This window comes from Niallia sp. FSL W8-1348, assembly GCF_038006745.1.
In the GTDB taxonomy this organism is placed as follows: Bacteria; Bacillota; Bacilli; order Bacillales; family Cytobacillaceae; genus Niallia; species Niallia alba.
The window spans coordinates 486,078-506,721 of sequence record NZ_JBBOVV010000002.1 but is presented as its reverse complement, the minus strand read 5'-3'; the positions used below and the strand labels follow the sequence as shown (position 1 = coordinate 506,721).

The window sequence follows — 20,644 nt, the reverse complement described above, 5'->3', positions numbered from 1 at the left end:
TATCTTCAAAAACACATTTAAAATCCTTCCTAATGCGGATTAATCCTTCCATTATTTTTTCAAAAATGTATTTTTGTGTTCTGCACAATTCACCCTAAATTCAAACTGGCACGGCCTAGGAGCCGTAAGGATGAAAGAGAGGTAGGGCTTTCGTTGTTTTAGGCATTTACACCAATTTTAGTTTTAAGTGTATTTCCTTAAATATATGCATAGCTAAAGATGTATTCATTATAATGGATACTGTGATAGGATCTTCTAAACTTGAGTTTATTAAAGTTTAGAAGATCCTTTTTTCAATTACTTAGAAAAAGACGATACTTTTCGTTCATGATAATTGAAATGATCGGAAAATTTATTTCAATTAAAATCGAGCTATGATATGATACAAAGGTACTTATCAATACATAGTAACTGACGACATAAATGGAAATAACCATATGGGAGCTGTGTATATGTATAGCCGGTCGTCTGGGCAGAAGAGCAGAAAAAGCACTTCTTTTTATAATTTACCAGGAGGTATATACATGTCGGAAAAATTGATTTTAGACGGAAATGTAGTAGCAAATGCAGTAAAGGAAGAATTAAAAGGAAGAATTAGTGCTCTAAAGGAAAAAGAAATAACTCCTTGCTTGGCTACAATATTAGTTGGAGACGATCCCTCATCGGCTACTTATGTACGAATGAAGGGTAATGCATGTGCAAGACTTGGAATAGAATCAAGAAAAATTGAATTAGACAAAGAAACAACAACAGAAGAATTATTAGCAACGATTGATAAATTAAATAAGGATAAAGATGTACATGGTATTTTATTGCAGCATCCGGTACCAAGTCATATAGATGAACGAAAAGCTTTTGAAACAATTGATATCGAAAAAGATGTGGACGGGGTAACTAGCTTTGGATATGGTCAAACTGCTCTTGGATTTGGTAAATATCCATCTTGTACGCCAGCTGCAATCATGAAAATAATCGATCATTATGAGGTGGAAGTTAGTGGAAAGCATGCGGTTGTTGTAGGTCGCAGTCCAATATTAGGAAAACCAGTTTCTGCCCTGTTATTAAATCAAGATGCGACTGTAACAACTTGCCACTCTAGAACCGTGAACCTCGAAGATCATGTAAGACAAGCAGATATAGTTATTGCTGCTGTGGGAAGACCAAACTTTATTCAAGGTGACTGGGTTAAAGAAGGTGCAGTTATTTTGGATGCAGGCTATAATAAAGGTAATATTGGTGATGTGGACTACGAAGCTTGTTTAGAAAAGGCTGCTGCTATTACACCAGTTCCTGGAGGAGTAGGGCCAGTTACCATTAGTATGCTCTTAAAACATACAGTTGACTCTGCGGAATCAATTTAATCTAAGGAGATTTTTAGTTCAGGTAGAATGAAATGTATTTGTTTTTACATTGATCCCTTTAATTTTCTTAAAGAATGAATCACTTAAAGTTTTGAAAACGCTATTGACAAAAAGGGAATAAAATTATATTATAAATGTAACGCAATTAAGTTCGGTATATGTTTTAAGGATAAGGTGGTCGTAGCTGCAATGTATGTAGGCGATTTTCTTCTACATCATTCCAACTATGGCTTTTTCATGTTGAATGACGTATCGATTCCTAAAAGTTATATTAGGTGCTTAGTGTGTAACACATTTTTGGAGGTTTTACAATGAACACAGGTAAAGTAAAATGGTTTAATGCAGAAAAAGGTTTCGGTTTCATCGAGTCTTCTGAAGGTCAAGACGTATTCGTTCACTTCTCTGCTATCCAAACAGAAGGTTTCAAAACTTTAGAAGAAGGCCAAGACGTAACTTTCGAAATCGTTGAAGGTAACCGTGGACCACAAGCTTCTAACGTAACTAAAGCTTAATAAACAATCAAAAAAGGTGATGCCTTTCAAAATGCATCACCTTTTTTAATGATGTTTACTTGAACTTTTTTATAAGGATAATACTATAAAAGCTTTGTTATATATTTTATGTTTAGGCTGTTTTCTAAAGAATTGTTTTTTTATCGGGAAAATGAATGAGTTGGAAAATAGAGCAGCCGGAATACACGTAGACGCCACGGGGATTAGCGAGACAGTCTGAGACCCCGGAGGCGAAGCTGAGGAGGCTCAAGCGCGACCCCCATGGAAAGCGAAGTGTATTCCGGCTGCGGGTAATAGCGACAAACTTTACGAAAACAGTTTATTTTTAAAATGAAAGCAATAAAATAATTAAATTGTGATCTGATAATTAACTTAGCATTTATATAAAATTCTCCATCAACTTCATTATATTCATCCGTTAAAAAACCACACAATTTCCCACTAAAGTATGGTATAAAGGCTTTTAATTGATCCTATTTACCTTAATGTTTTGGAAAATGAAAAAAAGTGAAATAAAATGGAGAGTATATATTTATAACAAAATAAAACAATACACTCTAGGTTGGTATTTTCTAAACAAATAATGTCCCTTATAATAGGGCAATGTTTTTAGGTTTATAATAAAGAGTAATCATGCGCTAAATTAGTGGAATCCATTCATTTATTAAATGATAAAGATCCTTCCTGCGACATTTCTGGCCCTATATTCTAAGGTAATATCAATCAACGGAGTACAATTATTAAGGAGGAAAAAGTATTGACAACTTTTTCAGATTTTAAATTAAGTAATAGTTTAGAAAAAGCATTATCAAACATGGGATTCGAAGAGCCAACACCAATTCAGGCTCAAGCAATTCCGATTGCATTATCAGGAAAAGATATGATTGGACAAGCACAAACTGGTACTGGTAAAACAACTGCATTTGGTGTCCCTTTACTTGAGAAAATCGAAGTTGGTAAAGCTGTACAAGGTTTAGTTCTAGCACCAACGAGAGAATTAGCAGTCCAAGTAGCAGAAGAGTTAAACCGTATCGGTTCTGTAAAAGGAATCCGTACTCTACCGGTATATGGTGGACAAGACATTAACCGCCAAATTCGCGGATTAAAAAAGAAACCGGAAATTATTGCTGCTACACCAGGCCGCTTAATTGACCACATTGAACGGAAAACAATTCGCTTGCAAGATTTAAAAATGATTGTTCTTGATGAAGCAGATGAAATGCTTAACATGGGATTCATAGAAGATATCGAAAGAATCTTAAGTGAAACTCCAGAGTCACGTCAAACATTATTGTTCTCAGCGACAATGCCGAGAAGAATCCAAAGCTTAGCAGAAAGATTCATGGTTGAGCCTGAAGTAGTAAAAGTTAAGGCAAAAGAAATGACAGTAACAAACATTGAACAACATTATATGGAAGTTCAAGAACGTCAAAAATTTGATGTATTATGTAGTTTACTTGATATTCAGTCACCTGAGCTTGCGATTGTCTTTGGTCGTACAAAAAAACGTGTAGATGAAGTAGTGGAAGGTCTAATTAAACGTGGATATTCTGCTGAAGGAATACATGGTGACATTCCACAAGGGAAACGTGACCAAGTTATCCGCCGTTTCAAAGAACAAAGCATTGATATAATGGTTGCTACAGATGTTGCGGCTAGAGGATTAGACATTAGTGGTGTGTCTCATGTTTATAACTTTGATATTCCACAAGACCCTGAAAGTTATGTTCACCGTATCGGTAGAACAGGACGCGCTGGGAAAAAAGGTCTTGCTATCACATTTGTTACTCCTAGAGAGCTTGATCATTTACGTATTATTGAAAATGTAACGAAGAAATCAATGACTAAAAAACCAATTCCTTCTCTTACAGATGTATTAGCTGGAAACCAACAAGCTACCATTAATAAAATTACAAAAACAGTAGAAGAGAATGAGTACGCAGAATATAAGCGTGTTGCAGAAGGGCTATTAGAAGAAACAGATTCGGTAACATTACTTGCAGCAGCATTAAAGCTTCTAACGAAAGAACCAGATGCTACACCAGTTAGATTAACTGCTGTTGAACCATTACGTTCGAAGAAGAAAGATAATCGTTCTGGTGGTGGCGGTAATCGCAGACGTCGTTCTGATCGTGGAGGAGAACGCGGCGGATATGACAGAAAACGCCCAAATGCTTCAGGTGAAAGAAGACCTAGAAATCGTAATAGAAGCAAATAATTATTTTCATTATTCTTGTTGCTATTCTTTTCTGACTTGTGCTTGGTTTCATTTAAAACGAGGAATTTTTATTTTCCTCGTTTTAAATGAAACAAAATGGGTAAACTAGTTAAACGAAGGGTATTTTAAATATATCCTTGTTATTTAAATCTAGGAGGCAATAAAAAATGGCAACAGGTAAAGTAAAATGGTTTAATTCTGAAAAAGGATTTGGATTTATTGAAGTGGAAGGTGGAGAAGATGTATTTGTACATTTTTCAGCTATCCAAACAGAAGGATTCAAAACTTTAGATGAAGGTCAAGAAGTTAACTTTGATATAGAAGAAGGTAGCAGAGGACCACAGGCTGTAAATGTGACAAAACCATAATTGTAATAAAGAGTCCATGGGGGCTCTTTTTCTTTGTATGTTTTCTAAAATGCTGTTTTCGCAAAGTTTGTCGCTATTACCCGCAGTCGGAATACACTTCGCTTTCGGAGTCTTCGTGTATTCCGACTGCTCTATTTTTTCCAATTAATTCTTTTCTCCTGTTGAAAAAACAACAATCTTTTAGAAAATAGCCTTTTCTTATAAAAGGTTTGTCTTTGCTAATTGAACTGTAATTGTTTAAAATAATAGAGAATAGAAAGAGGTGCTTAACATGAAAGAATTTACAGTGCATTTCCATGCGGAAGATGGAGTCGATCAAATGATTGTTCAAAAACTAAGCGAGGACGATTTTAATCGTGTGACAAGTGGTGGAACGAGACAATTATTTGAATTAGATACAAATATCGGATTCTTTATTTATTTTGATGCTGAGGATGAGACTGGAAAAGAATCATATTTAGTTCTTCAGTATGAAGAAGAGAAGGAAGATCCAACTGCATGCTTTAGTTTTCAACTAAAAGATTTTTATCAATTTGTTGCCTTGCACTTAAATGATTTACAATATGAAGAGGATGAGGACGAAGACGAAGAAGAATTCGGTCCTATTCATTATCTTGCTCATTTAATGCATCATATTGTGGAAGATGGAAAAACAGTAGAAGTTTAATTTTACAAATCAAAAAAGCTGAGTGGGGTATTATCCTTCTCAGCTTTTTTGATTCTTTAATTTTCTTCTAAGTAATGCTCCTTACAAAATGCTTGTATTTGCTCTAATTCGTCTTCTTCTAAGCCGTAATCCAAATATTTATTTTCCAAGCTATTATAAAAATGATAATTCAATATACGTGATCCATTATCGTCTACAGAAAAAAGAACTTTTATCTGTAAATGATCTTCAACCGCTAATTCATCCTCTTCATCGAACTCGACAGTCAGGAAATACTCGTATCTTTTACCAGTTAAGATACCGGTAGGATCTTTGATTTCCTCAATTGTATATTCTTTAATATTCACTACCTAAACCTCCAATATTTCTTACCATACAACCTAATAGTGTTTTCACTCTGAAAATAATATCATATAAAAGAAGGAATAGCTAATTGTATTGATTTAAAGCTTAAAAAACCCAATTGTGTGAAAAAGAATTAGGTTAGAAAATTTCTTTGAAATAATATTTGCAATAGATATATGAAGTGTGGCATAATGAAAAGTTTGACTTCTTTATTATTTTATGTTATATTTAATACTAGTTGTTAGTTTTGATTTATATTTTGTTTGGCACTTGTTTAGGGATTTTTTATTGTTTTCTCTGGTTTACAAGTGTTTTTTATTTTTTTATGGTGTTAAAGTCTATGGCTGTTCAACCTAGTATTTAGTTTTCGCAAAAGCAATTAATTTGCGAATAGAATGAATGATGAACAACATAGCTATTAACAAAAAATTAGCTTCCTGGAGGTGCTTCATTTGGCAATGGGATTTGGTAGAAGAAATAATGAAGAAATTGTTAAAGAAGAAGTGGTGGTTTGGGATTGTGTTTCAGAAACTTGTAAGTGTTGGATTCGTGATAATTTCAAAAGCAGTGAGACACCAAAGTGCCCAATCTGCGGAAGTGAAATGGTACAAACAACTAGAGAACTTCAAGTAGTTAATAATAATAGCATATATTCAAAATAAAAGAGGAATTTTCCAATAAGGATGGACCTCACAAGATTTTTCCATTCGATAGAAATAATCGTTTGGTGAATCTTGTATGGTCAGATCCAATGGTGGAGAGGTCTTTTTTTTTGCAATATTATACATCTTATTAAAAAAAGCAGAGAAAATGATATTCATTTTCTCTGCTTTTTTATCATGCAGTAAAGCTAAGCATTAATGGAATTAATGAAGTTCCCCACAAGACAGTAATCCATGCAGCCAAAATCATTGCTAACGTTGAGAAAGTTGCTTCTTGCTCTCCGAATTCCATCGCTTTGGATGTTCCGACTCCATGTGCTCCCATACCGAGTGCTAAACCTCTGGCAATCGGAGAACGAAGGGATAACCATTTTATTGCATAGGGACCGATAATTCCTCCTAATACACCAGTGATAATCACAAATATCGTTGTTAATGTTGGAAGACCACCAATTTCTTCTGAAACGACAATGGCGATAGGAGTAGTTATCGAACGAGGTAAAATACTCATAATAAAGTCACTGTTTAAACGAATTAAAATCGATAATAAATAAGAAGAAATAATTGCAACCAATGTACCCGTTGTAACACTAATAATAATAATGGAAAAGTATTTCTTTAATAAATGTAAATTTTTATAAATTGGCACAGCAAAAGCAATGGTTGCAGGTCCTAATAAGTGCGTTAATGGCTGTGCTGATTCCATATAAGTTGTTGCTGGTATACGAAAGACAGTAATAAACAAGATAAGCAATAATGGAGTTATTAACAATGGATGAAATAATGGTATATTCCATTTTTTATAGCATGCTTTGGCTATACGATAAAGCATATAAGTGATAACAGTTAGAATAATTATTTTCATCATTTGCTAAAACGTCTCTTTCTATTGTAAATTTTTTCAGCAGTAAATCCGGTAGCCCCCATTACAATAAATGTGCTTATTGCGATAAGTAATACTGTTTCAATTCCCTTAATATTTAGAATTTCATTGTAATTAACAATTCCGACAGCTGATGGAATGAAAAATAACAACAATTCCGCTAATAACCAAGCAGCTCCTTTTTCGACCCATTCTACTTTTACTAATTTTAGTTTTAATGCAACAAATAGGACTATCAATCCGATCATTGAAGCGGGAATTGGTATAGTTACGATCAACTTAATTGCTATTCCGATAAACAAAAAAATATGAAGGAATAAGATTTGACCAGCGATTATCAATATATTCTTCAAAAGCAATCACCTTCTGATATTCATTTGATGGAATGAAAGCTTCCATCCTCTTTGCTATATGAATATCATACGCTTATCATTGCTATTCGTAAAATACATACTTATTATAGTTAATATAACTAAAAGTTATAATGGGTAGCTTCTAATCGAACGGGAAAGGAATTCATTCATTATTAAGAACAAAGTCAATGAATCTTCTGCTAGCTACAGATAAATACCGATCCTTTTTAGTTATAATCACCAGTTCCCAATTCGTTACTGGTTCTAAGTCAATAAATCGTACTTGATTATTGTTTGCTCGATTGCAAATAGATTCTGGAAGTATCGAAATTCCCAGGTTTGCGGCAACAATCTCAACCATAAAGTCCCATTGGGAGCTCTTAAAAATAATGTTTGGCTCAAATCCTTCTTGAATAAATTTTCGTCTCATTATTTCATACAAAGCGAATTCCTCACTGTAGAAAATAAATTCCTCTGCTTTTAATTCTTTCATATGAACCTTTTTTCTATTTGCAAACCGATGAGATTCAGGTACAATTAATTTCAACGCTTCTTTTACAAGGGGAAAAATATGAAAGGAATCATCGGTTAAAGGAAGTACCGCAACACCCATCTCGAATTCACCCTCTTCGACACTTTTAACAACTTTGGCAGCCCCATACTCTCTAATATTAATTTGGATGTTCGGATATGCTTTATGAAAGGCAGCGATTATTTTTGGGAAAAATAAACTACCGATAATCGGCGGGAGGCCAATATTAATATTACCTCTCGTTAAATTCGTCATATCGTGCAGGGTAAATGACATTTCTTCTACTTGGGCAATGATTTTTTGTGCATATTCGAAAACAACAGAACCAGCATCCGTTAGCTCATGGGTTTTATTGGAACGGTGAATTAAAGTTAAACCGATTTCTGATTCTAAACTTTTGATTGCTTTGCTTAGAGCAGGCTGGGATATATGAAGTTTATCAGAAGCTTTTGTCATATTTTTTTGTTTAACAACTTCTACAAAATAATGCAGCTGTCTTATTTCCAATTGTATTCCTCCTTTTATGATGGAAAAGGGCTGTCTCACTTTAAGAGACAGCCTTCCAACTTATATATACTGTTTAAATGCCTGGAAAATGGTTATTTTGGTATTTTTTTCAGTAGGGATAAATTTCTGATCATCGATCCGATAAACATAGTACCAGCTCCTCCAAAAAGAAGGATTAATAAAGTTTGCTTGCTTATAAGATCAAGTGGATAGAGAACACTACCTAAGATTGCGAGAAAACCAATTAACGTTAAAAACCAACCAAATTTTGTCATAATAAACTTCCTGTCTTTAAAAATATATTTAACTAATTACTTATTTTACGCAAATCAAGAGGGAAGTACAACTATTGTAGAATTCTTTTTTATCGAATTTGTTAAATCTAACAGTTGCCATAAGATTATCCCATTTCTAACGGCCAGTAAGACTCCAGCAAGAAGAGCAGGAACAAGGTAATGAAACTCTTCCCTAAAGGTCCAAAAAGTAACCTCCAATGAGTATAGAAATACTTATTATTCTTATTTTTTTTGTTTTTGAGGAGGATTTTAGGTTTAAACCTAATAGGAAGGTGGTATAGATAGATTATCAACTTAAGAAAGGTGTGTACATCATGAGCATTTTTCACGAGTCAAAAGACAAGATAATTTTTACGCATAATTGGAAGGATAACTTAATCGCGCACAAAAAGTACGAAAATCTCTATAAAAAAAATCATGCAGAATTGATATATAGTAATTTTTACCGCACCAAACCACGCAAACAAAATGAAAAAAATAAAAGACTAGGGTGGACTGCATCCTAGTCTTTTTTATGCTTCGATATAATTATAATTGCTAATATTTTATTGAGCCATAGATGTTTCTTTCAAATAGTCAGAAAAGACTTTTTCCACAAGAGTTTGTTCTTGGATGTCATCAGAACTATGTAAATCCTTAATACAGACTACGTAAACTGATTTCACAAATAAGTGAAGTGCTTCATCATCGCTTAATTTCTGGATTTTCTTAATTAGTTGATGATCAGTAATGTAATTAACGATACGACCAAGGAATTCCTTCGGGTAATCTTTTGGCTGTTTGCCTGTTTCTTCTTGAAAAATTCCCCCTTGTCCTTCAATTTCGACATGACGTATTACTTTTTCTAATTCTTGAATACTAAATATCTCCATTGATCATACACCTCTTTCCCTCTAGTATTATAACAGGCTATTAAACAGTAGTAAATTGGTGTTTTTACACTATTTGAAAATGCTTTGTTTTCTAGTGTTTCAAAGGTGTTATATAAAAGATTCAGAGAATGTGATGATAAGGCTTTTTTACTATTAGTTAATGGCTATCTAACTATAAAATTACGTAAAAACTCCACAAAAAAGCGAATCTAATGGTACAATAGTTTTTATAAATTTAACTTGTCCTTTTTCTAGTAATAATGAAAAGGAAAGAAAAACAAGTGTGACAAAAAGGAGAAATAATGGATAATAATAAAATGTATCATATGGTAAAAGATTTTCATGAAGCATTTGGCCATGTAGTAGGAACAAAGCCTACTGCTATTGATGAAAAAACAGCTGTTAATCGAGCTGTTTGGACAGGAGAGGAATTGGTCGAATTTTTATATGCAACGGCAGAAGGAGACGAACATACGTTTAAAGTATTATATGAACAGTTTTTAACGGGATTAAACAAAGCAGCAGATAAAATACTTACAGAAAAGAAACCCATTGATGATAAATTAGTAGCACAAATGGATGCATTAACAGATGTAGAGTATTTTAATCAAGGAAGTTTTGTCATTGCTGGGGTAGAACCATTTGCCCTTTTCCAAATTGTGCAAGAGGCAAATATGGGAAAGTTATTTGAAGATGGTAAACCAAGATTCAGAGAAGAAGATGGGAAAATTATTAAGCCGCCAAATTGGGAAAAAGATTTTGCTCCAGAAGGCCGGTTGAAAGCAGAAATAGAAAGACAAAGAAAAAATAAATAAAGAAAAGGAGGATGGGACATAACTAAATAGATACTCTGTAAAGACGAACAATTTCTAATATAGCTAGTAAATAGCGGCTGCTTTCGCATACTTTTTACAAGAGGAAATATAATTAGTTGGAAAAACAGAGCAGCCGGAATACACGAAGACTCCTATGGGATTAGCGAGACAGTCTGAGACCCTGCAGGCCACAGGCCGAAGCGGCTCAGCGCGAGCCCCATGGAAAGCGAAGTGTATTCCGGCTGCGGGGAATCGCACCAAACTTCATGGAAACATCCTTTGAAAAACAAATAAAAGCCCGAACAATTATACGGAACATTCATTAGCATCTTCGTATAATTGTTCGGAATTATCCTTGGCTGGAATACTTATGTCCCAGCCTCTTTATCCTACTCTTAAGGGGTAGTATGACTTTCAGCTCAATCGGAATGTAACAAATCATCCTTGGTTGATAAGGAAAACCCTTACTGATGGAAGTTTTCTTTATTTAAAGATTATTCTTTTTGAATACAGAAGTAGGGATTAATATTGTAGGGTTTCCAGAAGAATATGGACCCACTTCGTATTGTTGAAATATTAATTCAATCCCTTTGTCAGCTAAATAGAAGTTTGTCTGATTAGTTACTTTAAAATTAGTAAATTCCGAAGGATGGGAATAGAAAATTTCGGGACGTTTTTTCATATATGCCAATGCGTAATTTGTTACCTTCTCATACTCTACCTCTGAGGAGAAATAGTCGTCTAATGTTAATTGGTTCCCTGATTTAAGATCAAAATTATATGTCGTGATAACAGTATTACCGTGTGCACCGCCAGTAAATTGGTAATCACTTAATAAAATACTCAATTTATTGTTACTGTTATATTTAACCTGGTAGTTAGTAATATACTCATATTGGCATGTTGCTGGTGATTCTTTACACATGGGCTCTTTTTTTATCTTCACCATATCTTTCATTAATTTTTCATATCGATTATAGGAGTCTTGAATATGTCGAAAAAGAATTTTGTTAACTTTGTTTTGCGCTATATTATTAGGCGCACTAACAAGAGATGGATATTTTAAATTCTCTAGATTTTTGTATTGTTTTGTCATGACAACATTTGGTGTTTTTATTGCATAGGCAGATAGCGGTTGAATTGAAAGGATAAGGATCTGCATAACAATAATTAGTTGAATAAGTAATTTCGCTTGCTTGTTCATATAATTCTCCATTCTTCCGAGTATTAGTACTATTTTCTTACTAATGTGAATGGATATGTATGGTGATAATTGGAAAAACGCTAAACCATGTAGATTATTCCACATTTTTTAGCGTTTTTTCAATAGATTGTAGGTGCTCATTTAAATCATTTATAATCGTCATTTGCTGTTTGTGAATAGAAAGGCTGTTTTTTTCTACCTTTAATCTTTCAATCGCTCTTGCTTCTTTACGCTTTAGAAAACGTACTGTGATAAAAATAAGAAGCAATGGAATGAAAATATAAAGGATTAAGGTTGGCAAAGCTAAAAAAATTAAGCTCATTTTTTTCTCCCTTAATTTGTCTCGTTTAACATTTTTTCAATGTTGACAATTTTTTCTTTTACTTTGTTCAGTGTGTCTATCTGTTCTTTTTGATACGCTACATTTTCTTTTTCGATGTTTAGCTTTTCATCTGCACGTGCTTCCGCTCTCTTCATATATCTCGCCAGATAAAATAAAAAACCAAGTATGAGAAGAATCGGAAGTAGGATGATAAAGATATTAATAATACCGAATATCTCCATTTAATTACCTCCTAAATGATTTGATTACTATTCCTTTCTTTTCTTAATCGTGACACTGTCAGCCAAGTCTGTTATTAGTTCTTCTGTTAAAGGAAGATAAAATGGAATTAACTCATAGTACTTCATTGCTTTTCCATCCTCAGAAATTTCATGATGTCCATTAATCAATTTTGCGTTTTCTAATTTTTGTAGATGTAAATATAACAAAGGTCTACTGATTCCTAGTTCTCGTGCTAACTGACTGACATATTTTCTTTCTTTTTGCAAGATGGCGACAATTTTTAATCGATAAGGATTAGATAATGCTTCCAGGACGAGTAGTAATTGGTCTCCGTTTTTTATATGTTCCATATGTAAGTATTTTATTACAGGTGTAATTAAAAAACAAGAGACTAATTGGAAAATATCTTATGTTTTGCAAAGAAAGAGTAGAAAGAGGATAATTAAGTTTGAATTAGCAAAAAGAAAATGAAACTTTTAAAGTAATTAATCAGTACATAAATAAAAGAAGATGGAGGCTGATAAAATGGGTTTTTTAAATGGGCTAATGGGGAATGCAAGTGCAGCAGACGTAAAAGAATTAGAAAAGGAATTAAGCAAGGTAATTGGGTCAAGTGAAACAATTGAGTTAGCATATAAATTAGTAAGAGATCTGATTGTGTTCACTGACTTACGGTTAATTCTCGTTGATAAACAAGGATTGACAGGAAAAAAAGTCGAGTACTTATCTGTTCCATATAAAAGTATTTCTCGATTTAGCATTGAAACAGCAGGTCATTTTGACTTAGATGCTGAATTAAAAGTTTGGATTTCAGGGGCAGAATTGCCAGCTATATCCAAACAGTTTAAAAAAGACAGCAGCATATATGAAGTGCAAAAAGCACTCGCAAGTTATGTAGCAAAAGCATAATACAAAAGGAACAGTTCTGTAACTACAATAAACCGATACGGGACTGTTCCAAAAAAATATAGAAGGAATGTAATGTTCTTTGTGGAATATTTATTTAGTATAGTGGGAATAGGATAAAAGATTAGTGCATGCGGGGAGAAGGAAGGGAATTTGTTTTAATGAGGGGGAATAAAATGAATTCAGAAGCGAAATTCACAGGGAAGTCCGCATTATACGACCGTTATCGTCCAGGTTATCCAAAACATTTCATGACGGAGCTTATTACAGAGTATATCGGTAGCAAAGATCATTTTGTTATTGCAGATGTGGGAGCGGGTACGGGTATTTTTACGGAACTTATTGCTAGTATTGGTACAGAAATTATCGCGGTCGAACCTAATAATGATATGCAATCCATTTTAAAAGAAAGAATGGAAGGGCTACAACAGGTAACTTGTATAAATGCTTCTGCCGAAAATACTGGCATCTCTGAAAATAGTGTTGATTTAATAACGGTTGCTCAAGCATTTCATTGGTTCGATACTGCTGCTTTTAAAAATGAATGTGAACGTATTTTGAAGAATGATGGCTATGTGATGCTTATTTGGAATAGTCGAGACCATACGAGTAAGTTAAACAAAGAAACAGCAGAAATCTCAAAAAAATATTGTCCAAATTTCCAAGGATTTAGTGGTGGAATTAATATTGATCATTTGGATTTACAGCAATTTTTTACGAATGGTTACGAACATTATGCTGTATCAAATCCATTAAAAATGAGCAAAGAATATTTTATTGGCAGAAACCTATCCGCTTCCTATGCACCAAAAAAAGATGACTTTTTGTATGATGAATTTGTTGAGAAATTAGGATACTTATTTGAAAAGTATAGTAAAGATGGAACCATTTTAGTTCCGAATGACTTACATGTTTATGTAGGCGTTATCATTTAAGGTGTTTGGGAAGAAAACTGGTTTATCCACTCTTAACGGGAAGTAATCTAATTTAAAAACATATTGACAATTAATGAAGAAAAAATTACAATCAACCTTAATAAAAATGATGGCGTTGATAAGGAAAAGTAAATAAGGCAGTATTTTATAGAGAGCTTCCGATGGTGGAAAGGAAGTAAATGAACCTTATTGAAAATGACCTTTGAGCTTCGTACCGAAAACGATAAGTGAGTAGACTACGACGAGATAGGCACTCGTTATAACAGCAGCAGTATCTCTTTTTGAAGACGTACTGATTAGAGGCAAATAGTGCAAATTGTTTGCGAAGCTAGGTGGTACCACGGGTAAACTCGTCCTAATCTTTTTAGATTAGGGCGTTTTTTTATGTGTTTTAAAGAGAGGAGGAATTAAATTCGCTAGTGTATTTTTGAACAGATGCAGACAAATTCAATTGTAGGCAGCCGAATTAGACAAATTATTTGGGAGGAATAATGATGACAATATTAATAGGAGGCGCTTGGCCCTACGCAAATGGCTCTTTACATCTTGGACATGTGGCAGCATTACTACCTGGAGATATTTTAGCAAGATATTTTCGCCAAAAAGGAGAGAATGTCCTTTATGTTTCCGGAAGTGATTGCAATGGTACACCAATTTCCATTCGAGCACAGCAAGAACATATCACTGTTCAAGAAATTGCCGATCGATACCACCAAGAATTTCACCAATGTTTTTTGCAGCTAGGCTTTTCTTATGATCTTTATACAAGAACAGATGCTTGGCATCATCATCAATCGGTTCAGGAGATTTTTTTAGCCTTATTAAAGAATCAGTATTTGTACAAAAAAACGGTCGAGCAAGCTTATTGTCAAAAAGATAATCAGTTTTTACCTGACCGTTTTGTAGAAGGAATTTGTCCTCACTGTAAACAAAAAGCTAGAGGCGACCAATGTGATTATTGCTCAAGCATATTAGATCCTCTTGAATTAAAGGAAAAGCGATGTAAAATTTGTGGTGAGGAGCCAGTAATTAAACAAACAGACCATTTTTATTTTGCTTTTAGCAAGTTTCAAAAGGAGATGGAATCCTATTTAAAAGAAGCGATAGATAAGGAGCTATGGCGCGAAAATGCACTTGCCTTAACGAAACGATATTTACAAGAAGGACTTCCAGACAGAGCAGTAACTAGGGATTTACCTAATGGGATTGATGTCCCGCTAGAGGGCTTTGAAGGCAAGAAGATTTACGTCTGGATTGAGGCAGTCTCGGGATATTTAACTGCAAGTATCGAGATTTGTAAAAAGACAGGTCTTAATGTGGAAGATTATTGGAATGACAAAACGACTTCTTATTATGTACATGGAAAAGATAATATTCCCTTTCATACGGTTATTTGGCCCAGTATTTTGCTCGGGCTAGGGAGAAAATCTTTGCCAACACATATCATCTCCAGCGAATATTTGACATTAGAAAAAAGGAAGTTATCGACTAGCCAAAATTGGGCTGTTTGGGTCCCCTATATATTGCAGAAATATAATCCTGATTCCATACGCTATTTTTTGACCATTAATGCACCGGAAGCAAGAGACACTGACTTTTCTTGGCGAGAATTTATTTATAGCCATAATAGTGAATTATTAGGAGCATATGGGAATTTTGTAAATCGGACATTGAAATTTATTCAAAAAGCGTACAATGGTAAGATTCCGAAAAGACAGGTTTCCAAAAGCATTATTGCTGTAACGGAAGAAGTTTATCAAAGCTCAGGTCAATGGATTGAAAAAGGAAAAGTAAAAAAAGCACTAGAAGAAATCTTTTCTTACATTCGTTATGCCAATCGATATTTTGATCAAGAGAAGCCGTGGGAACAAGTGAAAACGGAAAAAGTGGCTGGGGAAATTACTTTAGCCAATTGTACTTATATAATTGTAAATTTAGCACAGCTTTTAGAACCTTTTGTGCCGTTCTCCACACACAAGATTAGAGATATGTTAGGGATTAGAAAAGTGGAATGGAAGCAGCAACAAACACTTCCGCCTGAAATAAAGTATGTCATCCCACTCTTTGAGCGATTGGATGTAGAACTAATAGAAGAAGAGCTACAGATATTGCTAGAAGGAGCAAAAAATAAGGACTAGATGTTCTTTTACTAATAACATCCCTTTTCCAGTAATTCTTGGAAAAGGGATGTTTTGTTTAATGAAGTAAATCGAATACGCTGTAGAAAATTGCTGTTTTTTCAGGAAAGATACAGGAAAATGGCTAGCAGCTATCGAATAAAAAAGTATTATTGTTTTGTTTTTAACCTTTTTATAAAGCATGGAATATATTATGTTAAATACATTACTTTGTACGGAAGCTTGACTATTCGGCAATATATTCATTGTTATGGAATAGACTAGAGTAAATAAACAAAGAGTGAAATGTAATGACGTTTGTAGTAGCTGGAGTGAAGTAATAAATAAGTAGGAGGGAGCGGAAATGAAGTGGACTGAGTTTGTATCACAGGGAAAGAACAGAGTCTTACCAGTTATTGTTGAGGTATACGGGAAAAAATACCCACATTATGCAAGTAAGCTTTATCCCATATGTTATACAAGCTTTAATGATTTAGGTATTCTTTTTACACCTTGTGGATTGTTGAGAAGAAAAAAGAAGCGGAATTTGCAAACGGTTCGTTATAAAGAAATTGTTTCAGTAGAATTTAATGTGCAACGTGTCCCAACTGTTTTTTTATACCTTTTAGGATCATCGCTTCATTTAGATATTATTATTCACTTAAAGGATTCTTCCACTTTGCATTTGGAGAGTGAAGATATTAGCCTTTTTCCGGAGTTGGTTAAGCTATTAAAGAAACACAAAGTGTTTATTAAAGATCCTTTAAAGCTTCAATCGATTCTCAAAGAGCAACATACAATGGAAAAGTTTTATAGCTATTTAGATCAGCATTTAGAAACAGACCCCCATCATAATGGCAGAGAGCCGAAAATAAAATAAGAACGGATAAGTTTAGATCTTCCTTTGGTCCAATGCTTCTAAGATAGCTATTGTGTTTTTATTGTAAATGGAAACAGAAAAATGCATGGCTGGTACAGTCATATGTCTTCGATTTGGATTCATGTTTTGTTTTCTTTTTAATGTCATATCTGAATTGCCTCATTACTTTTTATATACAGGTTTTCCATTGTTTTAGTGTTTTTATACAAATATTAAGTAATTGTAATGTAGTCTACGCTGTTCTCTAACTTTTTACTCTTTTTCTTGTGATACAAAAAAAAAGCAGAGTCTTAGAAAATGAGTAATTTCTTTCGTAAAGAACTCTTCTCATTTCCATAGACTCTGTTTAATTATGCCCGTTTAGCTAGTAAGTTTAATGCTTTTTTATTCATGTCATGAATATCTTCAAAAGTTTCTGACACTGCTACCGTCATTTTTCTCCTATTCGGATTCATTGATTTTTTTGGCTGTTTCTTCGATTTATTGAATGGGGTAGGAGTGGGAGCAGTTGCAGCGTTTTTTTTGTCTGCCATATCAATTCCTCCTTTTTAACAAAATTTGATGATGAAATTCTTGCACAAGCTACTAATCTCCAAAACTATAAGTTTATTAATTGTGAAAAATGCTCATGCTTTTTTATCTATATATTATTATACTACAGAACATCTAAAATGGAGACTTAAACCATGTACCAATCAAAAATTTGTGCGAGGTTAAGGATATGGGAAGCATCAATTCCGTCGACTTCCACAAAATTTGAACTAATTCCTATCAACATATTATAACTTTCCCCATAATATGCAACGATAAAAACATTCTTTGCCCGTTCTTCTTCATTTGTACCATGACTTGGGTCTTTTAAAGGGATACTTTTCCCATCAAGCAGGTATTGGACCATGCTATCTCTTACTTCTCTATCTACAAAGTTAATATTATAACAAATTTCTACACTATTAAAAGCTGCTTCTAGGTTGCGTTTTAATTCATCAGCACTGGCACTTATGGCAAATGGAAAAATTGCAATATGAAATTGAAAAGTGTCTGCGTATAGATTTAAATAGGCTCGTAGTTCATCTTTATATTGGCGCCAGTGTTGGGGAGGATTGCGATCCATAAAATGATCAGCAGTTCTGGAAATAACTTCGGTAAAGTTCTGGACTTTTTTTGCGTTGTAGCCTAAAACTTCTTCATTTTTGCGAATTGTTTTACGTATGTAATTGCTATGCTGGAATTCTGTGTTCCAAATCTTAAGAATGTCTGGTGTTTGAAAAACGGCTATATCAAGAAAAACAGCCGCACAAACAAAAGACAAAATCGTTTTCCAGTCAACAATTTGAAGTTGATCTGAAAAGATTCCAAGACAGATTAAAAGAAAAAACAATACATAATATGATTTTCGAATCGCCTGAAGATTCTCTACGTATTTATCTGTTCGCCACCAAAAATAGATGAGTGAAAGCACGATCAACAAGATAACTGCAGAAATAAAGCCAAAATAGATTGCTGTCAAAGGTTGTCCTCCCAATATTTTCATATCTATTATTATAGCATGCATTCAGTATAGGAATGAATATTAATAAAAATGAAATCGTTTTCTAATCTCAGGCGTATAGATAGTATCAATGCAATCATTATCCGATATTTCCCCTAGGCTAATTCTAGGATTTCTATTATAATAAGAAAAAAATGGTAAACCGAAACTTAGTAAAAACGAACATAGAAAAGAGGAATAGGATGTTTCCAATATTAGAGACAGAAAGACTGATATTAAGAGAGATTGAAAAAGAGGATGCTGCAGATTTATTTGCCTATTTTTCTAATGCTGAAGTAATGCGCTATTATGGCCAGGAGGCATTTTCGAGCATCGAGCAAGTCGAAACAATAATTGGGCACTTTTCGGAAAGTTTCCGAAATCATCGAGGGTTAAGATGGGGCATGCAAATAAAAGGAACTTCCCGACTTATTGGCACACTTGGTTTAAATAATTTAGTTCTTTCCCATAAAAGAGCGGAGATTGGATACGAAATTCATCCCGATTATTGGCGAGCTGGATATGCTTCAGAAGCGGTAAGAAAAGTTGTCTCCTACGCATTAGAAGAGCTTCAATTAAATCGGCTAGGAGCGATGATTTATTTAGAAAACGAGGCATCAAATAAACTTGCTCAAAAGCTTGGTTTTCAGCATGAAGGCATTTTGAGGAAATATTATGAACAGAATGGGAAGGCATTTGATATAAATGTATATTCCATCGTTAAAGACGCCTAAATCTGTATGATGGGATGAGAAAAGTGGAATCTAGAACAACGATCTATTTAGTCAGGCATGCACACTCCGTATACTCCTCAGATGAATTAGGTAGACCTTTATCGGAGAAAGGTATATCGGATGCTAAACGAGTAGCAAAACGAATGGAAATGGAATCTGTCGATATCGTTTTATCAAGTCCATATAAGAGAGCGATCCAGACAGTAGAAGGAATTGCAGAATATTTCCACGCAGACATCAAGCTTATCTCCGATTTTAAAGAACGGGTGTTAGCAAAAGGATCTATTAGTGATTTTGATACTGCAATCGAAAAAGTATGGAAAGAAGAATCTTTTGCCTGGGATGGAGGAGAGTCTAATCTAACTGCACAGAAAAGAGGTGTCCGAACATTATTTCAAATACTAAAACAATATGAAAATAAAAGGATTGTTATTGGTACACATGGAAATATTATGGTTCTAATGATGAACTATTTTTCAAAGGAATATGATTATCAATTTTGGGAAAATTTACAAATTCCGGATATTTATAAATTAATATTTGATGGTAATCGATTAATAACTGTACAGAGAATATGGGAGGACAGTAATGGATAAGCATCTATTCTTATTGGGTGGGGGCCCGCCATTTACTTGCAAAATGGCAAAAAAATTTACGGAATTGGTCTCTGCACGAGCTGGGAAAATATCTTTGCTTATTCTAGAAAGAGCAAATTGGACAGATTATATGCCCAAGTATACAAAAGTATTGAAGGAAAACGGGATAATGGAATTTCAATATATACCTTTACCAACTGTTTCAGTGGAAGAGGCTAAACAACTACTATTGAATAGTGCAGGAATTATCATCGGTGGCGGGAATTCTGAGCTTTATGCAGAGTATATTGCCAATACAACTATTTCAAAAATACTTAAGGAACAATTTTCGGCAGGAGTACCAATCGCCGGGTTTTCAGCTGGTGCGCTGATTAGTATGGAGAAATGTATTATTTCAGCAAAAGATAATGCGGATGGAGTTTTTAAATATAAAGCTGGATTAGGTTTGTTAAAAGATACGGTTATTGCCGTTCATTTTAGTGAGTGGATGGATGAAAGCCATTTAAGAACTGCGGTCAAAATGTTTCAACCTCGCTTTAATTTTGGAATCGACGAAGGCACTGGAATGTATTGGTGTAATAATACATTAATGGGGACAGAAGGAAAGGGAGTTTATCGGTTAAAAAAAGATCATCTTGAAAAAATAGATAAACCAATGTAGATAATCATTTCATAAAATTTTACACAATCAAATAATTAGCATAAAAAAACTAATTATCAATAGGTAAAATACTTATGAAAAATGGAGCATTATTCCATCTTAGGTTGACGACAATCAAAGCAGC

Annotated in this window: 27 protein-coding genes, 1 riboswitch and 1 other annotated feature; of the genes, 14 read left to right on the top strand and 13 right to left on the bottom strand. The window is 33.9% G+C overall.

All coding sequences use genetic code 11. The annotated features are described in order from the left end of the window. Window positions 1-397: 397 nt before the first annotated feature. A riboswitch (ZMP/ZTP riboswitch) is annotated at window positions 398-481 on the top strand. A gap of 43 nt (window positions 482-524) precedes the next feature. From NST60_RS20970 to NST60_RS20950, 5 genes are all read left to right on the top strand, one after another. Then, entirely contained in the window at window positions 525-1,361 is an 837-nt protein-coding gene (locus NST60_RS20970; protein WP_341100066.1) for a bifunctional 5,10-methylenetetrahydrofolate dehydrogenase/5,10-methenyltetrahydrofolate cyclohydrolase, read from the top strand. Between the two features lie 311 nt (window positions 1,362-1,672). Next, entirely contained in the window at window positions 1,673-1,873 is a 201-nt protein-coding gene (locus tag NST60_RS20965; protein ID WP_016203922.1) for a cold-shock protein, read from the top strand. Window positions 1,874-2,630: 757 nt separating this feature from the next. Then, the gene (locus tag NST60_RS20960) at window positions 2,631-4,091 is read left to right on the top strand and encodes a DEAD/DEAH box helicase (protein ID WP_224428288.1); all 1,461 of its coding nucleotides are present in this window, start codon (window positions 2,631-2,633) and stop codon (window positions 4,089-4,091) included. Window positions 4,092-4,258: 167 nt separating this feature from the next. Continuing rightward, a complete protein-coding gene (locus tag NST60_RS20955) occupies window positions 4,259-4,459 on the top strand; it encodes a cold-shock protein (protein WP_016203920.1) in 201 nt (66 codons plus the stop codon). Window positions 4,460-4,730: 271 nt separating this feature from the next. Further along, window positions 4,731-5,126 carry a hypothetical protein gene (locus NST60_RS20950; RefSeq protein WP_016203919.1) on the top strand — a complete coding sequence of 132 codons (396 nt, stop codon included), beginning with the start codon at window positions 4,731-4,733 and terminating at the stop codon, window positions 5,124-5,126. 56 nt (window positions 5,127-5,182) lie between these two features. Here the strand turns inward: NST60_RS20950 and NST60_RS20945 are convergent, their stop codons facing one another. Then, window positions 5,183-5,473, bottom strand: a complete 291-nt coding sequence (locus NST60_RS20945) for a DUF6509 family protein (protein ID WP_016203918.1) — start codon at window positions 5,471-5,473, stop codon at window positions 5,183-5,185. A 456-nt stretch (window positions 5,474-5,929) separates the two neighbouring features. Between NST60_RS20945 and NST60_RS20940 the strand changes: the two genes are divergently transcribed. Beyond that, window positions 5,930-6,133, top strand: coding sequence for a cold-inducible protein YdjO-related protein (locus NST60_RS20940; RefSeq protein ID WP_198013216.1), 204 nt, complete (start codon window positions 5,930-5,932; stop codon window positions 6,131-6,133). 175 nt (window positions 6,134-6,308) lie between these two features. On the opposite strand, the gene NST60_RS20935 is transcribed toward NST60_RS20940, so the two are convergent. From NST60_RS20935 to NST60_RS20915, 5 genes are all read right to left on the bottom strand, one after another. Further along, a complete protein-coding gene (locus NST60_RS20935) occupies window positions 6,309-7,001 on the bottom strand; it encodes an LrgB family protein (RefSeq protein WP_169188713.1) in 693 nt (230 codons plus the stop codon). Beyond that, the gene (locus NST60_RS20930) at window positions 6,998-7,369 is read right to left on the bottom strand and encodes a CidA/LrgA family protein (protein WP_169188712.1); all 372 of its coding nucleotides are present in this window, start codon (window positions 7,367-7,369) and stop codon (window positions 6,998-7,000) included. Before NST60_RS20930 ends, NST60_RS20935 begins: the two co-directional genes overlap by 4 nt. Window positions 7,370-7,532: 163 nt before the next feature. After that, on the bottom strand, window positions 7,533-8,408 hold the full coding sequence (locus tag NST60_RS20925; protein WP_169188711.1) for a LysR family transcriptional regulator: 876 nt from the start codon (window positions 8,406-8,408) through the stop codon (window positions 7,533-7,535). A gap of 92 nt (window positions 8,409-8,500) precedes the next feature. Next, window positions 8,501-8,683 (bottom strand): hypothetical protein, encoded by a 183-nt coding sequence (locus NST60_RS20920; RefSeq protein WP_016203913.1) that lies wholly within the window; start codon window positions 8,681-8,683, stop codon window positions 8,501-8,503. 566 nt (window positions 8,684-9,249) lie between these two features. Then, a complete protein-coding gene (locus tag NST60_RS20915; RefSeq protein WP_016203912.1) occupies window positions 9,250-9,576 on the bottom strand; it encodes a hypothetical protein in 327 nt (108 codons plus the stop codon). A gap of 302 nt (window positions 9,577-9,878) precedes the next feature. Between NST60_RS20915 and NST60_RS20910 the strand changes: the two genes are divergently transcribed. After that, a complete protein-coding gene (locus NST60_RS20910) occupies window positions 9,879-10,391 on the top strand; it encodes an HAD family hydrolase (protein ID WP_169188710.1) in 513 nt (170 codons plus the stop codon). 487 nt (window positions 10,392-10,878) lie between these two features. Here the strand turns inward: NST60_RS20910 and NST60_RS20905 are convergent, their stop codons facing one another. The 4 genes from NST60_RS20905 to NST60_RS20890 all read right to left on the bottom strand — a co-directional run bounded on the left by NST60_RS20905 (window position 10,879) and on the right by NST60_RS20890 (window position 12,510). Beyond that, the gene (locus NST60_RS20905; RefSeq protein ID WP_169188708.1) at window positions 10,879-11,595 is read right to left on the bottom strand and encodes a DUF3298 and DUF4163 domain-containing protein; all 717 of its coding nucleotides are present in this window, start codon (window positions 11,593-11,595) and stop codon (window positions 10,879-10,881) included. A gap of 94 nt (window positions 11,596-11,689) precedes the next feature. Next, window positions 11,690-11,917 carry a hypothetical protein gene (locus NST60_RS20900; RefSeq protein ID WP_016203909.1) on the bottom strand — a complete coding sequence of 76 codons (228 nt, stop codon included), beginning with the start codon at window positions 11,915-11,917 and terminating at the stop codon, window positions 11,690-11,692. Window positions 11,918-11,928: 11 nt separating this feature from the next. Next, window positions 11,929-12,159: a hypothetical protein gene (locus NST60_RS20895; protein WP_101731041.1), complete on the bottom strand. Its 231-nt coding sequence runs from the start codon at window positions 12,157-12,159 to the stop codon at window positions 11,929-11,931. 27 nt (window positions 12,160-12,186) lie between these two features. Further along, a complete protein-coding gene (locus tag NST60_RS20890; RefSeq protein WP_016203907.1) occupies window positions 12,187-12,510 on the bottom strand; it encodes an ArsR/SmtB family transcription factor in 324 nt (107 codons plus the stop codon). Between the two features lie 175 nt (window positions 12,511-12,685). Here NST60_RS20890 and NST60_RS20885 point away from each other — a divergent pair, with 175 nt between their 5' ends. From NST60_RS20885 to NST60_RS20870, 4 genes are all read left to right on the top strand, one after another. Then, a complete protein-coding gene (locus tag NST60_RS20885) occupies window positions 12,686-13,069 on the top strand; it encodes a PH domain-containing protein (RefSeq protein ID WP_016203906.1) in 384 nt (127 codons plus the stop codon). Between the two features lie 173 nt (window positions 13,070-13,242). Continuing rightward, the gene (locus NST60_RS20880; protein WP_016203905.1) at window positions 13,243-14,001 is read left to right on the top strand and encodes a class I SAM-dependent methyltransferase; all 759 of its coding nucleotides are present in this window, start codon (window positions 13,243-13,245) and stop codon (window positions 13,999-14,001) included. A 106-nt stretch (window positions 14,002-14,107) separates the two neighbouring features. Then, window positions 14,108-14,362, top strand: a binding site (T-box leader). 133 nt (window positions 14,363-14,495) lie between these two features. Beyond that, window positions 14,496-16,139 carry a methionine--tRNA ligase gene (gene metG, locus NST60_RS20875; RefSeq protein ID WP_169189686.1) on the top strand — a complete coding sequence of 548 codons (1,644 nt, stop codon included), beginning with the start codon at window positions 14,496-14,498 and terminating at the stop codon, window positions 16,137-16,139. A 343-nt stretch (window positions 16,140-16,482) separates the two neighbouring features. Beyond that, window positions 16,483-16,998: a hypothetical protein gene (locus tag NST60_RS20870; RefSeq protein ID WP_016203903.1), complete on the top strand. Its 516-nt coding sequence runs from the start codon at window positions 16,483-16,485 to the stop codon at window positions 16,996-16,998. Window positions 16,999-17,010: 12 nt separating this feature from the next. Here the strand turns inward: NST60_RS20870 and NST60_RS20865 are convergent, their stop codons facing one another. The 3 genes from NST60_RS20865 to NST60_RS20855 all read right to left on the bottom strand — a co-directional run bounded on the left by NST60_RS20865 (window position 17,011) and on the right by NST60_RS20855 (window position 18,508). Next, complete coding sequence (locus tag NST60_RS20865; protein ID WP_263479859.1) at window positions 17,011-17,145, bottom strand: hypothetical protein; 135 nt, start codon at window positions 17,143-17,145, stop codon at window positions 17,011-17,013. 203 nt (window positions 17,146-17,348) lie between these two features. Next, the gene (locus tag NST60_RS20860; protein WP_016203902.1) at window positions 17,349-17,531 is read right to left on the bottom strand and encodes a hypothetical protein; all 183 of its coding nucleotides are present in this window, start codon (window positions 17,529-17,531) and stop codon (window positions 17,349-17,351) included. Window positions 17,532-17,677: 146 nt separating this feature from the next. Beyond that, on the bottom strand, window positions 17,678-18,508 hold the full coding sequence (locus NST60_RS20855) for a type II toxin-antitoxin system SpoIISA family toxin (RefSeq protein ID WP_016203901.1): 831 nt from the start codon (window positions 18,506-18,508) through the stop codon (window positions 17,678-17,680). Window positions 18,509-18,732: 224 nt separating this feature from the next. Here NST60_RS20855 and NST60_RS20850 point away from each other — a divergent pair, with 224 nt between their 5' ends. Genes NST60_RS20850 through NST60_RS20840 form a run of 3 tightly spaced genes read left to right on the top strand, consistent with a single transcriptional unit; the run spans window position 18,733 to window position 20,520 of the window. Next, window positions 18,733-19,263, top strand: coding sequence for a GNAT family N-acetyltransferase (locus NST60_RS20850; RefSeq protein WP_169188707.1), 531 nt, complete (start codon window positions 18,733-18,735; stop codon window positions 19,261-19,263). A 23-nt stretch (window positions 19,264-19,286) separates the two neighbouring features. Continuing rightward, window positions 19,287-19,859: a histidine phosphatase family protein gene (locus tag NST60_RS20845; protein WP_016203899.1), complete on the top strand. Its 573-nt coding sequence runs from the start codon at window positions 19,287-19,289 to the stop codon at window positions 19,857-19,859. Beyond that, window positions 19,852-20,520: a Type 1 glutamine amidotransferase-like domain-containing protein gene (locus NST60_RS20840; protein ID WP_016203898.1), complete on the top strand. Its 669-nt coding sequence runs from the start codon at window positions 19,852-19,854 to the stop codon at window positions 20,518-20,520. The genes NST60_RS20845 and NST60_RS20840 overlap by 8 nt, the downstream gene beginning before the upstream one ends. Window positions 20,521-20,644: the final 124 nt, after the last annotated feature.